The 13461-nt window shown below is 59.1% G+C and carries 14 protein-coding genes and 1 pseudogene; 7 read left to right on the top strand and 8 right to left on the bottom strand.

The genetic code is table 11. The annotated features are described in order from the left end of the window. The first annotated feature begins 257 nt into the window (after positions 1 to 257). From rph to gltS, 3 genes are all read left to right on the top strand, one after another. A complete protein-coding gene (gene rph, locus ACEN83_RS29680) occupies positions 258 to 980 on the top strand; it encodes a ribonuclease PH (RefSeq protein WP_007975179.1) in 723 nt (240 codons plus the stop codon). A gap of 27 nt (positions 981 to 1007) precedes the next feature. Beyond that, positions 1008 to 1376 carry a DUF4870 domain-containing protein gene (locus ACEN83_RS29675; RefSeq protein ID WP_007975177.1) on the top strand — a complete coding sequence of 123 codons (369 nt, stop codon included), beginning with the start codon at positions 1008 to 1010 and terminating at the stop codon, positions 1374 to 1376. 425 nt (positions 1377 to 1801) lie between these two features. Then, positions 1802 to 3010, top strand: a complete 1209-nt coding sequence (gene gltS, locus ACEN83_RS29670) for a sodium/glutamate symporter (protein WP_495579078.1) — start codon at positions 1802 to 1804, stop codon at positions 3008 to 3010. An 89-nt stretch (positions 3011 to 3099) separates the two neighbouring features. Here gltS and crc read toward each other — a convergent pair whose 3' ends face one another. Then, a complete protein-coding gene (gene crc / locus ACEN83_RS29665; RefSeq protein WP_003176915.1) occupies positions 3100 to 3879 on the bottom strand; it encodes a catabolite repression control protein Crc in 780 nt (259 codons plus the stop codon). 81 nt (positions 3880 to 3960) lie between these two features. Here crc and pyrE point away from each other — a divergent pair, with 81 nt between their 5' ends. Further along, a complete protein-coding gene (gene pyrE, locus ACEN83_RS29660; protein WP_007954442.1) occupies positions 3961 to 4605 on the top strand; it encodes an orotate phosphoribosyltransferase in 645 nt (214 codons plus the stop codon). Positions 4606 to 4781: 176 nt separating this feature from the next. Here the strand turns inward: pyrE and argB are convergent, their stop codons facing one another. The 4 genes and pseudogenes from argB to coaBC form a co-directional block, all read right to left on the bottom strand. Continuing rightward, positions 4782 to 5687, bottom strand: coding sequence for an acetylglutamate kinase (gene argB / locus ACEN83_RS29655; RefSeq protein WP_015097366.1), 906 nt, complete (start codon positions 5685 to 5687; stop codon positions 4782 to 4784). A 17-nt stretch (positions 5688 to 5704) separates the two neighbouring features. Next, positions 5705 to 7081 (bottom strand): annotated as a pseudogene (locus tag ACEN83_RS29650) (phosphomannomutase/phosphoglucomutase); the annotation flags it as partial. A 261-nt stretch (positions 7082 to 7342) separates the two neighbouring features. Then, positions 7343 to 7798 (bottom strand): dUTP diphosphatase, encoded by a 456-nt coding sequence (gene dut, locus ACEN83_RS29645; RefSeq protein WP_007975171.1) that lies wholly within the window; start codon positions 7796 to 7798, stop codon positions 7343 to 7345. Between the two features lie 5 nt (positions 7799 to 7803). After that, positions 7804 to 9012, bottom strand: a complete 1209-nt coding sequence (gene coaBC / locus ACEN83_RS29640) for a bifunctional phosphopantothenoylcysteine decarboxylase/phosphopantothenate--cysteine ligase CoaBC (RefSeq protein ID WP_102700099.1) — start codon at positions 9010 to 9012, stop codon at positions 7804 to 7806. Between the two features lie 135 nt (positions 9013 to 9147). On the opposite strand from coaBC, the gene radC reads away from it, so the two are divergent. After that, on the top strand, positions 9148 to 9822 hold the full coding sequence (gene radC / locus ACEN83_RS29635) for a RadC family protein (RefSeq protein ID WP_116579753.1): 675 nt from the start codon (positions 9148 to 9150) through the stop codon (positions 9820 to 9822). A 131-nt stretch (positions 9823 to 9953) separates the two neighbouring features. On the opposite strand, the gene ACEN83_RS29630 is transcribed toward radC, so the two are convergent. Next, positions 9954 to 11540 (bottom strand): ABC transporter substrate-binding protein, encoded by a 1587-nt coding sequence (locus tag ACEN83_RS29630; RefSeq protein ID WP_495579077.1) that lies wholly within the window; start codon positions 11538 to 11540, stop codon positions 9954 to 9956. A 445-nt stretch (positions 11541 to 11985) separates the two neighbouring features. On the opposite strand from ACEN83_RS29630, the gene rpmB reads away from it, so the two are divergent. Both rpmB and rpmG read left to right on the top strand, forming a co-directional pair. Next, complete coding sequence (rpmB, locus tag ACEN83_RS29625) at positions 11986 to 12219, top strand: 50S ribosomal protein L28 (RefSeq protein ID WP_007975166.1); 234 nt, start codon at positions 11986 to 11988, stop codon at positions 12217 to 12219. Positions 12220 to 12230: 11 nt separating this feature from the next. Further along, positions 12231 to 12386 (top strand): 50S ribosomal protein L33, encoded by a 156-nt coding sequence (gene rpmG / locus ACEN83_RS29620; RefSeq protein ID WP_003177274.1) that lies wholly within the window; start codon positions 12231 to 12233, stop codon positions 12384 to 12386. Between the two features lie 94 nt (positions 12387 to 12480). Here the strand turns inward: rpmG and ACEN83_RS29615 are convergent, their stop codons facing one another. Both ACEN83_RS29615 and ACEN83_RS29610 read right to left on the bottom strand, forming a co-directional pair. Then, positions 12481 to 12699 carry a peptidase inhibitor gene (locus ACEN83_RS29615; RefSeq protein WP_116579751.1) on the bottom strand — a complete coding sequence of 73 codons (219 nt, stop codon included), beginning with the start codon at positions 12697 to 12699 and terminating at the stop codon, positions 12481 to 12483. A gap of 168 nt (positions 12700 to 12867) precedes the next feature. Then, entirely contained in the window at positions 12868 to 13230 is a 363-nt protein-coding gene (locus ACEN83_RS29610; RefSeq protein WP_116579750.1) for a cupin domain-containing protein, read from the bottom strand. Positions 13231 to 13461: the final 231 nt, after the last annotated feature.

Here is a 13461-nt window from a genome sequence, read left to right as displayed (position 1 = left end):
GCAAGGCAGATCGGCGCAGAACCTTGGTTCCGGGAATCCGATATCAATGAATTAAAGCCGACTGGCAGCAAAGGCGCAGGATTGTAGCGCAGTGGCGCGGATGCGCCCAAACACAGGGTGTGACAAAGAGCGGCAGGCCTGCGCCGGCGTGCAGTGCAGAGCCTTCGGTCGTCGGCGGATTTTTTTAGAAGTGCCCAGGGGCGGCCGTCGGCTCTATAATGCTCCGCAGTTTTCCGTCCCCAGTACAGGTATTCCCTATGATACGTCCAAGTGGTCGCGCTGCCGATCAGCTCCGCTCGATCCGCATCACCCGCAACTACACCAAACACGCCGAGGGTTCTGTGCTGGTCGAGTTCGGTGATACCAAGGTCATCTGCACCGTCAGCGTTGAACCGGGCGTACCGCGTTTCCTGAAAGGCCAGGGCCAGGGCTGGCTGACCGCCGAGTACGGCATGCTGCCACGCGCCACCGGTGAGCGTAACCAGCGTGAAGCCAGCCGTGGCAAGCAAGGCGGCCGTACCCTGGAAATCCAGCGTCTGATCGGCCGCTCGCTGCGCGCTGCGCTGGACATGACGAAGCTGGGCGACGTCACCCTGTACGTCGACTGCGACGTGATCCAGGCAGACGGTGGCACCCGTACGGCATCGATCACCGGCTCCATGGTCGCGCTGATCGATGCCTTGAAAGTGATCAAGAAGCGTGGCGGCCTGAAAGGCGGCGACCCGGTCAAGCAGATGATCGCTGCTGTTTCCGTGGGCATGTACAAGGGTGAGCCGGTGCTCGACCTCGACTACCTGGAAGACTCGGCGGCCGAAACCGACCTGAACGTGGTAATGACCAGTGCCGGCGGTTTCATCGAAGTCCAGGGTACTGCCGAAGGCGCGCCGTTCCAGCCTGAAGAGTTGAACGCCATGCTGGAGCTGGCGAAGAAAGGCATGAACGAGATCTTCGAACTGCAAAAGGCCGCATTGGCCGATTGACCGGACGCTCCAGGCAAGGAGGACACCATGAGTGACGAACAACTGCCGCTGCCCACGCCGAGCCAGGAGGTGCGCCAGTGGGCGATGTTCTGTCACCTGTCCGCCTTGCTGGGGATCTGGATTCCGTTCGGCACGCTGATCGGTCCGCTGATTCTCTGGCAAATGAAGCGCGAGATGGACCCGTTCATTGACGCTCAGGGCAAGGAGGCTTTGAACTTCCAGATCACCGTCGCCATTGCCTCGGCCATCTGCTTCCTGCTGATGGTGGTGATCATCGGGTTCTTCCTGTTCGGACTGGTGGCGATAGGTGCGCTGGTGCTGACGATTATTGCCGGGGTGAAAGCCAATGAAGGGTTTCCTTACCGGTACCCGTTTACCTGGCGACTGATCAAATAACGATCAATCTTCACGTGTAGGAGCGAGCCTGCTCGCACCCACAGAAGCAAGGCAGAAGCAGCATCAGCCAAGGTAATAAGCAAATGCCCCGATAAGTCGGGGCATTTTCGTTTGTCACATCAAATAAATGTTTCAAGTTGTAATTTATATTTACTAGCTGTAACAACTATTGTGGCAAGTACTGCTGAGTTAATACATTTTTAGTCACAACTGTAAAGTGTCGATATTGCCCTTATGCTTGGCAATAAGTCAGGGTGATTGATAAAGTTGCCCCCACGAAATATTTCAAGAAATATTTTGATATATTCAGACCATTGAAGGTCCTTGAATTCACCATCAATCAGTGTTGAGAAATTCAACCTGTTCAAGAGGCGTGTCCAGGTAAAAAGTTCGCCCCTGAATATATATCCAAGAATAAGTGCAAAATGATTCAGCTCGATTTTTATGGAACATTAGTCGCCGCCTCCCTGGTGCTGTTATTGGGTCGCGGGCTTGTCACACGTGTCGGTTTTTTACGCGCCTACAATATCCCCGAACCTGTAGCGGGTGGCCTGGTGGTTGCCCTGGTTCTCCTGGCCTTGCGCAGCTTCGATGTTCAAGTCCGGTTCGACACTTCGTTGCAGACCCCCTTGATGCTCGCGTTTTTCGCCACCATTGGCTTGAGCGCCGACTTCGCCAGCCTGAAGAGGGGCGGGCGAGTCGTGGGGATTTTCATTCTTGCGGTCACCGGGCTTCTGCTGGTCCAGAATGCCATGGGCATCGGTCTTGCCAGCCTGCTGGGGCTTGATCCTCTGATGGGTCTGCTGACAGGCTCGGTGACCCTGGCGGGCGGTCACGGCACAGGCGCTGCCTGGAGCGCGACATTCAGTGAGAAATACGGCCTGGCTTCGGCTTCCGAGCTTGCGATGGCCTCTGCGACCTTCGGCCTGGTGCTGGGCGGTCTGATTGGTGGGCCGGTCGCCCGCTTGCTGATCAAGCGAGTAGAGGTACCCGGTTGCGTTGAGCAAGCGAAGCCGCGCGCGCCAAAGGGCTTTGAGCAACCGAACAAGGAGCGCTCGATCACGCCTTTCTCGTTTATCGAGACACTCGCGCTGATCGCCGTCAGCTTGCTGGCAGGTAATCTTCTCAATGGGCTGTTGCTCGGCAGTGCATTCGAGTTGCCGACTTTCGTTTGTGTGTTGTTCGTCGGTGTTGTTCTGCGCAACGGGCTTTCGGCGCTTGGCTTGTATCAGGTGTTTGAGCGCGAAGTCTCGGTGCTGGGGAATGTAAGCTTGTCGCTGTTCCTGGCAATTGCCCTGATGTCCCTCAAGCTATGGGACCTGGCATCGCTGGCATTGCCGATCTTTATCATTCTGGCTGTGCAAACAATCGTCATGGCGCTGTTTGCGATATTCGTGACGTTCAGAATAATGGGGAGTAACTACGATGCGGCAGTACTGTCCGCAGGACATTGCGGTTTCGGGCTGGGTGCCACGCCAACAGCCATCGCTAATATGCAGGCCGTGACACAACGCTACGGACCTTCGCAGATTGCGTTTCTAGTGGTGCCAATGGTGGGCGCATTCTTCATCGATATCATTAACGTCATCGTGATCAAGTTGTTCCTGGCGCTGCCATTTTTCGTCGCTGTCTGAAGTTCAGTCGGCTTGCCCCATAAAAAATGCCCGTATCTTGCGATACGGGCATTTTTTTTGACCGGCCTGGGCGTCTGCGAAACGACGCCTCAGATGGTCAGCGTCCAGTCGTAGTCCACGATCAGCGGCGCGTGTTGCGAGAACCGCGGCTGGCGTGGCAGGCGTGCACTGCGTACGAAGCGGCGCAGGCCCGGGGTCAGCAGTTGATAGTCGAAGCGCCAACCGAGGTTGAGCATCTCCGCCTGTTCGTTATCCGGCCACCAGCTGTACTGGTCGCCTTCGCGGCTGACTTCGCGCAGGGCGTCGACATAGCCCATGTTGCCGACAATCTCGTCCATCCAGGCACGTTCAGGCGCCAGGAAACCCGGAGATTGCTGGCTGTCGCGCCAGTTCTTGATATCCAGCTTCTGTTGCGCCACGTACAGCGAGCCACAATAGATGTACTCGCGACGTTTGCGCCGCTGTTTATCAAGATAACGGGCGAAGTCGTCCATTAGCTTGAACTTCTGGTTCAAGTCTTCATCGCCGTTCTGCCCCGAAGGGAGCAGCAAGGTCGCGATGCTGACCTTGTCGAAATCGGCTTGCAGGTAGCGCCCGTAGCGGTCGGCCGTCTCGAAACCGAGACCGCTGATGACAGCCTTCGGTTGCAGCCGCGAATACAAAGCCACGCCACCTTGGGCGGGGACTTCGGCATCGCAGGCATAAAGGAAGTATCCATCCAGTTGGAAGGCTGGATCGTCCAGTTCAAAGGCGGAGGCGCGGGTGTCCTGCAGGCAGATGACGTCGGCATTCTGTGCCTGCAGCCAACTGAGCAAACCACGCTCGACTGCAGCCTGAATACCATTGACGTTCACACTGATGATCCGCATAAATGGCCCCAAAAATCGCGTGCGTGTATGATACACGGCGTCAAGCTAATTAGCTAAATCCGTGGTATTTGGGGTTTTTTCATGCAAGCGTATCAGCGCGATTTCATCCGTTTTGCCATCGATCGCGGCGTTTTGCGCTTCGGTGAGTTCACCCTGAAGTCCGGGCGCACCAGTCCCTACTTCTTCAATGCCGGGCTATTCAACTCGGGTTCGGCCCTGGCGCAGCTGGGTCGTTTCTACGCCGCTGCCATTGCCGAGAGCGGCATTCCGTTCGACGTGCTGTTTGGCCCTGCCTACAAGGGCATCCCGTTGGCGGCGACGACCGCCGTGGCCCTGGCCGAACATCACAATCGTGACCTGCCATGGTGCTTCAACCGCAAGGAAGCCAAGGCCCACGGCGAAGGTGGCAGCCTGGTTGGCGCACCCTTGACCGGCGAAGTGCTGATCATCGACGACGTGATCACCGCCGGTACAGCCATCCGTGAAGTGATGCAGATCATCGCCTCCCAGGACGGCGCCAAGGCCGCCGGCGTGCTGATCGCCCTCAACCGTCAGGAGCGCGGCAATGGCGAGTTGTCGGCGATCCAGGAGGTCGAGCGTGACTTCGGCATCCCGGTCATCAGCATCGTTTCGCTGAACCAGGTGCTGGAATTCCTGGCGGATGATCCGCAGCTCAAGCAGCACCTGCCAGCCGTCGAAGCCTACCGCGCCCAGTTCGGCGTGTAACGGCAAACCCCTGTAGGAGCTGCCGCAGGCTGCGATCTTTTGATCTTGTTTTTAAAAGCAAAATCAAAAGATCGCAGCCTGCGGCAGCTCCTACAGGGGGTGGATCGCAGGGATTGCAGGCAAAAAAAGACCCCGCTCAGCCAGGCCGAGCGGGGTCTTTTTGTTTGCGTTATCGCTTAAGGACGCTTGCGATTGCTGATCAGGGTGCCCACGCCGGTATCGGTGAAGATTTCCAGCAGGATCGCGTTCGGCACACGACCGTCGATGATCAGCGAGCTGCCCACGCCGCCCTGGACCGCTTCCAGTGCGCAGCGGATCTTCGGCAGCATGCCGCCGTAGATGGTGCCGTCGGCGATCAGTTCGTCGACCTGTTGAGTCGTCAGACCGGTCAGGACCTTGCCCGACTTGTCCATCAGGCCGGCGATGTTGGTCAGCAGCATCAGCTTCTCGGCCTTCAACGCCTCGGCGACTTTACCGGCCACCAGGTCAGCGTTGATGTTGTACGACTCACCGTTGGCGCCGACGCCGATTGGCGCGATCACCGGAATGAAATCGCCCTTGACCAGCAGGTTCAGCAGATCGGTATTGATCCCGACCACTTCGCCCACATGGCCGATGTCGATGATTTCCGGGGTGGTCATCTCCGGTGTCTGGCGGGTGACGGTGAGCTTCTTCGCACGAATCAGCTCGGCGTCTTTACCGGTCAGGCCGATGGCGCTGCCACCGTGGCGGTTGATCAGGTTGACGATGTCCTTGTTGACCTGGCCGCCGAGGACCATTTCCACCACGTCCATGGTCGCGGCATCGGTGACGCGCATGCCGTCGACGAAATGACTCTCGATCGACAGGCGCTTGAGCAGGTCACCGATTTGCGGGCCGCCGCCGTGAACCACCACCGGGTTGATGCCCACGGCCTTCATCAGCACGATGTCGCGGGCGAAGCCGGTTTTCAGCTCCTCGCTTTCCATCGCGTTGCCGCCGTATTTGATCACCAGTGTCTTGCCGACGTATCGGCGGATATAAGGCAACGCTTCGGACAGGACCTTGGCGGTGTTGGCGGCGGCTTCGCGTTCGAGGGTCATTCAGGGCTCCGGGTGAATCAGAACGGTAGTTGGAGATCAGGTGCAACGCGCTTCAACTGGACTTTGAAAACGTCCTTGATGCGCTGCAATTCAGCCTCGTCATCGGCCTCGAAACGCAGCACCAGCACCGGTGTGGTGTTGGATGCGCGTACCAGGCCCCAGCCTTTGGCGTAGTCGACTCGCACGCCGTCAATGGTGGTCAGGTCGGCGCCTGCGCCCCACTGTGCGTCGTGCAGTGCATCAATGATGCTGAATTTGCTCTCTTCGGTCACATGGATATTGATTTCCGGCGTAGAAATATCGTTCGGGAAGGTTGCGAACAGCTCTTGCGCCGAGGATTTTTCCTTGCTGAGGATCTCCAGCAACCGCGCGGCGCTGTAGATGCCGTCGTCGAAACCGAACCAGCGTTCCTTGAAGAAGATGTGCCCGCTCATTTCGCCGGCCAGCAAGGCGCCGGATTGTTTCATTTTCTTCTTGATCAACGAGTGACCGGTCTTCCACATTAACGACCGACCGCCGTACTCCTTGATCAGCGGGATCAGGCGCCGGGTGCATTTGACGTCGAAGATGATTTCGGCGCCCGGGTTGCGCGCCACGACGTCGCGGGCGAACAGCATCAGCAGGCGGTCCGGATAGACGATGCTGCCGGTGTTGGTCACCACGCCGACGCGGTCGCCGTCGCCGTCGAAGGCCAGGCCGATGTCGGCGTTGGTTTCCTTGACCTTGGCGATCAGGTCGACGAGGTTTTCAGGCTTGCCCGGGTCCGGGTGGTGGTTCGGGAAGTTGCCGTCGACTTCGCAGAACAGCGGGATGACTTCGCAGTTCAGCGCTTCGATCAGCTGCGGGGCAATCACGCCGGCCGCGCCGTTGCCGCAGTCGACAACCACTTTCAGGCGACGGGCCAGCTTGATGTCCTGGACGATTTCGGTGGTGTAGCGCTCGAGGATTTCGACCCGGGTGATGGTGCCCTGGCCGCTGCTCAGGTCATTGGTCTTGAGGCGGTCGTGCAGGGCCTGGATCTGTTCGTTGGCCAAGGTGTCGCCGGCAATGACGATCTTGAAGCCGTTGTAGTTCGACGGGTTGTGGCTGCCGGTGAGCATCACACCGGATTTGCCGGCCAGCACGTTGGCGGCGTAGTACAGCGCCGGCGTCGGGACCAGGCCGACATCGCTGACGTGGCAGCCGCTGTCGGCGATGCCTTTGATCAATTGCGCGACCAGATCCGGACCGGACAAGCGACCGTCGCGACCGACGGACACATTTGGCTCGCCCTGGGCCAGGCTTTGGGAGCCGACGGCGCGGCCAATCCAGTAAGCGGTCTCGGCGTTCAGAAATTCCGGGACGGTGCCGCGGATATCGTAGGCGCGGAAGATGCTGTCAGGGAACTTGGGTGCAATTTTGGCCGGGGTGTTCATCTGTGGAAATGCTCCATCTCGAAAGTGGCTGGACAGGCCGCCGAGTCATTCGGCGACAGGTTCAAACTGAAGGGTATGACGGCGTTTTCCACAGAGAGTTCGTGGTGTGAAAGGGCCATGACGCCCCTGATGGCAGGGGTTTGGCCGGGCAATGCCTTGATTTTCGGTGCTAAACGTTGCAGATGACAATTTGAATTTTGTGGCGAGGGAGCAAGCCCACCTCGCCACGATGAATGTCTATCAACGGGTACCGGTATGGCCGAAACCGCCAGTGCCGCGCTCGGTTTCAACAAACTCTTCAACCATCTCGAAGTGAGCCTGCACTACCGGCACCAGCACCAGTTGCGCCAGGCGCTCACCGACCGGCATGGTGAATTCGGTCTGGCCACGGTTCCAGCAGGAGACCATCAGCGGGCCCTGGTAGTCGGAGTCGATCAGGCCGACCAGGTTACCCAGCACGATGCCGTGCTTATGGCCCATCCCCGAGCGCGGCAGAATCAGCGCCGCCAGGTTCGGGTCACCGATGTAGACCGACAGGCCGGTAGGGATCAGCACGGTTTCACCCGGCTTGATCACGGTGTCCTGCTCCAGCATGGCGCGCAGGTCGAGGCCGGCGGAGCCCGGTGTGGCGTATTGCGGCAGCGGGAATTCGGTACCGATGCGGGGGTCAAGGATCTTGGCTTGCAAAGCGTGCATGTAAATTAAACCTGGTTCAGACGTTCGGCGATAAAAGTGATCAGCTGGCGAGCAATCTTGCTCTTGCTGGTCTGGGCGAAAAGTGTGGCGTGAAGCTCACGATCGATGACGCTGCAGGCGTTTTCTTCGCTGTTGAAGCCAATGCTCGGGTTGGCGACGTCGTTGGCGACGATCAAATCGAGGTTCTTGTCTTTCAACTTGCGCGCAGCGTAATCGAGCAGGTGTTCGGTCTCGGCGGCGAAGCCGACACTGAACGGGCGGTCGGGGCGGGTGGCGATGGTGGCCAGGATGTCCGGGTTACGCACCATCTGTAGCAACAAGCCGTCGCCGTTCGTAGGATCTTTCTTGAGTTTCTGTGGGGCGACGACTTCCGGCCGGTAGTCTGCGACAGCTGCCGAGGCGATGAACAGGTCGCAAGGGATGGCTGCTTCGCAGGCGGCGAGCATGTCGCGGGCACTGACCACGTCGATGCGGGTGACGCGATCCGGGGTCGGCAAGTGCACGGGGCCGGTGATCAGGGTCACGCGGGCACCGGCTTCCACGGCGGCTTCGGCCAGGGCAAAGCCCATTTTCCCGGAGCTGTGGTTGGTGATGTAGCGCACCGGGTCGATGTTTTCCTGGGTCGGGCCGGCGGTGATCAGTACGTGCTTGCCGGTCAGGGCCTGGCGCTGGAAGCAGTCAGCGGCGCACTGAGCCAGTTCAAGGGCTTCGAGCATGCGCCCCAGGCCGACGTCGCCGCAGGCCTGGCTGCCGGAGGCCGGGCCGAACACCTTGATGTCGCGGCTCTCGAGGGTTTGCAGGTTGGCCTGGGTCGCCGGATCGCGCCACATGGCCTGGTTCATGGCCGGGGCAACGGCGACCACCGCGTCGGTGGCCAGCACCAGCGTGGTCAGCAGGTCATCGGCAATGCCTTGGGCCAGGCGGGCAATCAGATCCGCCGTGGCGGGGGCGATCAGCACCAGGTCGGCCCATTTCGCCAGTTCGATGTGGCCCATGGCCGCTTCGGCCGCAGGGTCCAGCAGGTCCAGATGGACCGGGTGCCCGGACAGGGCCTGCATGGTCAACGGGGTGATGAACTCTGCGCCGCCACGGGTCATGACCACGCGCACTTCGGCGCCCTGGTCGATCAGGCGGCGAACCAGGTCGGCGCTCTTGTAGGCAGCGATACCGCCGCCGACGCCCAGAACAATGCGTTTCCGATACAGCCGCTGCATAGGCCTGCCTTTCAATTCGTTGGTGACATACGTGGCGAAACCCCCTCCCCAGGGTGAATTCGCCCGCAAAAAAGATGGGCTACGATATCACAGCGACCGCTACGGAACAGCGGCGCCCACAGACAGGGAGGTGTTATGAGTATTCGCGATTGGCCGGCGGCGGAACGGCCGCGGGAGAGGTTGCTTGAACAGGGCTCGGGAAGCCTTTCGGACGCCGAATTGCTGGCGATATTTTTACGGACAGGCGTGGTCGGTAAAAGCGCCGTGGATTTGGCACGACATCTGTTGAATCAGTTTGGCAGCCTGCGTTTGCTGCTTGAGGCCGATCAGGAAGCGTTCAGCAAGCAGTTGGGGCTGGGGCCGGCGAAATTCGCACAGTTGCAGGCTGCGCAAGAAATGAGCAGGCGCCACCTGGCCGAGCGGGCGCGTCAGAAACCGGCACTTGAGAGCCCGCAGGCGGTTCGCGACTACCTGAAATCAATGCTGCGCCACGAGCCACACGAGGTGTTTGGTTGCCTGTTTCTTGATTCCAGGCATCAGGTACTGGCGTTTGAGACGCTGTTTCGCGGCTCCATTGACAACACCAGCGTTCATCCGCGAGAGGTGGTCAGGCGCGCCTTGGCCAACAACGCAGCGGCATTGATCCTGTGTCATAACCATCCTTCGGGCAACAGTACCCCCAGTCAGTCCGACCGGGTGCTGACCAAGCGTCTGCAGGAGGCGCTGGAGTTGATTGATGTGCGGGTGCTCGACCATTTCATCATTGGCGATGGCGATCCGCTGTCGATGGCTGAGTATGGGTGGATGTAGGGACTGTGGAAGCGAAACCCATGTGGGAGCGGGCTTGCTCGCGAAAGCGGTGTATCAGTCAGTATTGATGGCGACTGACACTCCCTCTTCGCGAGCAAGCCCGCTCCCACAGGGTTTTGTAGTGGGGCGAATTACTTGAGATTGACCTTGGAGTAATCCTGGCGGCCGAACGGGCTGACCGAATACCCCTCGACATCCTTGCGCGCCAGCGCGAAGGCCGTCGGGTGGGCCAGGGGCAGCCACAGCGCCTGTTGCTGGATCTGCGTCTGCGCCTGTTCGTAAAGCTTGGTGCGCACGCCTTGCTCGCCGGTGGTCTTGCCGGCGCTGATCAGCTTGTCCAGGTCCGCATTGCAATAGCGGGCGAAGTTGGTGCCGGACTTGACCGCGGCGCAGGAAAACTGCGGCGTGAGGAAGTTGTCCGGGTCGCCGTTGTCACCGGCCCAGCCCATGAACAGCAAGTCGTGTTCACCGGCCTTGGCGCGGCGAATCAGTTCGCCCCATTCGATCACGCGGATTTCGGCCTGAATGCCGATTTCCGCCAGGTCGGACTGCAGCAGTTGAGCGCCGAGGCTCGGGTTGGGGTTGAGGAGGCTGCCGGATGGACGGGTCCAGATGGTGGTCTGGAAGCCTTCCTTGAGCCCGGCCTTGGCCATCAGCGCCTTGGCCTTCTCGACGTCATGCGGATACCCCGGAAGGCTTTTCGCATAGCTCCAGGTGTTCGGCGGATACGGACCATTGGCCGCTTCGGCGGTGTCTTCGAACACGGCTTTGATGTAATTGGCCTTGTCGAAGGCAAGGTTGATGGCCTGACGCACTTCTGGCTTGTCCAGTGGTGGATGCTGGCTGTTGATGCCGACGAATGCGGTCATGAACGCGTCAGTCTTTTCGACTTTCAGGGTCGGCTCTTTCAGCGCTTCCTGTACGTCCAGGGGCTTGGGCGACAGGGCGATCTGGCATTCATTGCGACGCAATTTCTGCAGGCGGACGTTGGCATCCGGGGTGATCGCGAAGATCAGCGGGTCCACCGAAGGCTTGCCGCGGAAGTAGTCCGGGTTGGCCTTGTAGCGAATCGAAGCGTCTTTCTGAAAGCGCGTGAACACGAACGGCCCGGTGCCGATGGGCTGGCTGTTGAGCTTCTCCGCGGCGCCGGCCTTCATCAGCTTGTCGGCGTACTCGGCGGAATAGATCGAGGCGAAGCCCATGCTCAGGGTGGCCAGGAATGTCGAGTCCGGGTGGTCGAGGGTGAAACGCACGGTCAGCGGGTCCAGCGCGTCGATCTTCTTGATCAGCGCCGGCAATTGCATAGATTGCGCGTGCGGGAAGCCGCTCTGGGCGACTTTGTGCCACGGATTGGCTGGGTCGAGCATGCGCTCAAAGCTGAAGATTACGTCTTCAGCTGTCAGTTCGCGCGTCGGGCTGAAGTATTCAGTATTGTGGAATTTTACGTCCGGACGCAGTTTGAACACGTACGTCAGGCCGTCGGGCGTAACTTCCCAGCTGTCCGCCAGGCTGGCGACCACTTTGCCGCTGGCCGTGTCGAAATCCACCAGGCGGTTCATCAGCACGTCGGCCGAGGCGTTGGTGGTGGTCAGCGAGTTGTATTGCACCACGTCGAACCCTTCGGGGCTGGCCTCGGTGCAGACGCTGAGCGCCGCGGCATGGGCCAGTGGGCTCAGCAAGAGAGGGGCGAGCAATAACGGTAGGGCAGCGAGGCGCATGGTCGGATTCCTTTACAGATCGAAGGCCCATCTGCAAGTGCAGTCTGGAAAAGCCTTACCCTAGTGGGCTCTTTTGCAAATGACTATCCCCTTTTTCATTTTGAGAGGACTATAGGCGACTGTTTTGCTGTGCAGCGGTTGAGAAACCCCCTTGATTGGCCCAATGCCCGATTCTCTGCGACGAGCGGTCGCCATCGGCGATAGCCTTTGTCCAAAGCGCTCGGAGCTCGGAAAACGGGGATTTTGTGAATTCAACGCACACTGAATGTTGTTGCTCTCCAGTCTTTCTGGTATAAAGCAGCGCTCTTTTCTAGGGGCCCGGTTCCTTCACTGTAGGTGTAGCCGGTAAGACCTCTAAAGAAACGCGGCGCCTGGCGCCAAATGACTGAGAGATTAAGCGGCCAACCCATGCCGGGTTGGGCATGTGGTTTTAGAGGGCTGAGGCATGTCTAGAGTATGTCAAGTTACCGGTAAGGGTCCGGTAACCGGGAATAACATTTCCCACGCAAACAACAAAACCCGTCGTCGTTTCCTGCCGAACCTGCAGCATCACCGCTTCTGGGTTGAAGAAGAGAAACGTTTTGTGCGTCTGCGCGTATCTGCCAAAGGCATGCGTATCATCGACAAGCGTGGCATCACTGTCGTGCTGGCCGAACTTCGCCGCGATGGCAAGGTTTAAGGGAGCTAATCATGCGTGAATTGATTCGTTTGATTTCGAGCGCCGGTACTGGTCACTTCTACACTACCGACAAGAACAAGCGTACTACCCCGGACAAAATCGAGATCAAGAAATATGATCCGGTTGTTCGCAAGCACGTGATCTACAAAGAAGGCAAAATCAAGTAATTGATTTTTCTCTCTTACGAAAAAGGCCCGTATCGCGAGATACGGGCCTTTTTTGTTGCGCGGGAATCGGGTGACTTGTCAGCGCCGAAATGGATCAGCCACAGTTGATGCTGACGATGATCCTGTCGGCATTGGTGTGCAGGTTGATGCGTTGCGGGCGCAGGTCCCAGCTCGAAGGGTACTTCGGTCCGGTGGCTCGCACTGGTGCGCCATTGGCCAGGGCGCGAACTTCTTCAAGCAGTTCCGGGGTGCATTTCTGGCCGATGGTGTATTGGGCGATGGCGAGATCGCATTGATCGGGTAAGACTGGCATGTTGCCTCCTTGCGTGACTGTTGGTTGGGTGCCCACGTCGTCGGAAGCTGCACGTCCTGTGCGTTACCGGCCCGACAAAATGAAATGCGGGACACCTGTCAGCAAGTCTTACCCGGTGCCGCTGCCCAGGGCCAGCGGCAGAATGTCAGCGACTGTTTCGAGGTGGGCTCAAGCCTTCTGTTCAAACGCTACGTAGATCTTGCGGCACGGCTCCAGCACTTCCCAGGTGCCGCGAAAACCTGCCGGGATCACAAAGCGATCGCCTGCGCGCAGGGTCTTGGCATTGCCGTCGCTGTCACGCAGCACCGAAACTCCCTGTTGGATCTCGCAGTACTCGTGCTCGGTGAAATTCACCGTCCACTGTCCGACTTCACCTTCCCACACGCCAGCATTCAACTGACCGCAAGGGCTGTTGTAGTGGTTGTACACCGCTTGTTCCGGGTCGCCCTTGAGCACTTTGGCCGGATCCGGGCGGTAGCGCTCGGCGGCGGTGGTGGCCTGGCTGAAGTCGACGACGTTCTGGATGTTCATTGTTGTTATCTCCCCGTGATTGCGGCGCGTTTGGTTGATGAGCCCAAAGTCTATGTTTATTAAAATGAACATCGCAAGGCCGTTTGCCGGCGTTATGTCAAATATATTGAAACTTCATGTGCGGCTGGTTTAGGGTGGTGGATGCCTTCGGCCGAAAAGCAGGCTGGCCGGGCAGAATTCCTGACAGCGCCCGCGAAGAACGCGGGTGTCGTATCAATAAGAGGAGGACAC

This window comes from Pseudomonas sp. Pseusp49 (assembly GCF_059491875.1).
Note: the sequence above shows the minus strand (reverse complement) of the source record. Positions and strands in the feature narration are given on the sequence as shown.

What these genes read in the sequence shown, in the direction of transcription:
- rph (WP_007975179.1), top strand. Translation starts at nt 258, where the DNA reads ATGATACGTCCAAGTGGTCGCGCTGCCGATCAGCTCCGCTCGATCCGC.
- ACEN83_RS29675 (WP_007975177.1), top strand. Translation starts at nt 1,008, where the DNA reads ATGAGTGACGAACAACTGCCGCTGCCCACGCCGAGCCAGGAGGTGCGC.
- gltS (WP_495579078.1), top strand. Translation starts at nt 1,802, where the DNA reads ATGATTCAGCTCGATTTTTATGGAACATTAGTCGCCGCCTCCCTGGTG.
- crc (WP_003176915.1), bottom strand. Translation starts at nt 3,879, where the DNA reads ATGCGGATCATCAGTGTGAACGTCAATGGTATTCAGGCTGCAGTCGAG.
- pyrE (WP_007954442.1), top strand. Translation starts at nt 3,961, where the DNA reads ATGCAAGCGTATCAGCGCGATTTCATCCGTTTTGCCATCGATCGCGGC.
- argB (WP_015097366.1), bottom strand. Translation starts at nt 5,687, where the DNA reads ATGACCCTCGAACGCGAAGCCGCCGCCAACACCGCCAAGGTCCTGTCC.
- dut (WP_007975171.1), bottom strand. Translation starts at nt 7,798, where the DNA reads ATGCACGCTTTGCAAGCCAAGATCCTTGACCCCCGCATCGGTACCGAA.
- coaBC (WP_102700099.1), bottom strand. Translation starts at nt 9,012, where the DNA reads ATGCAGCGGCTGTATCGGAAACGCATTGTTCTGGGCGTCGGCGGCGGT.
- radC (WP_116579753.1), top strand. Translation starts at nt 9,148, where the DNA reads ATGAGTATTCGCGATTGGCCGGCGGCGGAACGGCCGCGGGAGAGGTTG.
- ACEN83_RS29630 (WP_495579077.1), bottom strand. Translation starts at nt 11,540, where the DNA reads ATGCGCCTCGCTGCCCTACCGTTATTGCTCGCCCCTCTCTTGCTGAGC.
- rpmB (WP_007975166.1), top strand. Translation starts at nt 11,986, where the DNA reads ATGTCTAGAGTATGTCAAGTTACCGGTAAGGGTCCGGTAACCGGGAAT.
- rpmG (WP_003177274.1), top strand. Translation starts at nt 12,231, where the DNA reads ATGCGTGAATTGATTCGTTTGATTTCGAGCGCCGGTACTGGTCACTTC.
- ACEN83_RS29615 (WP_116579751.1), bottom strand. Translation starts at nt 12,699, where the DNA reads ATGCCAGTCTTACCCGATCAATGCGATCTCGCCATCGCCCAATACACC.
- ACEN83_RS29610 (WP_116579750.1), bottom strand. Translation starts at nt 13,230, where the DNA reads ATGAACATCCAGAACGTCGTCGACTTCAGCCAGGCCACCACCGCCGCC.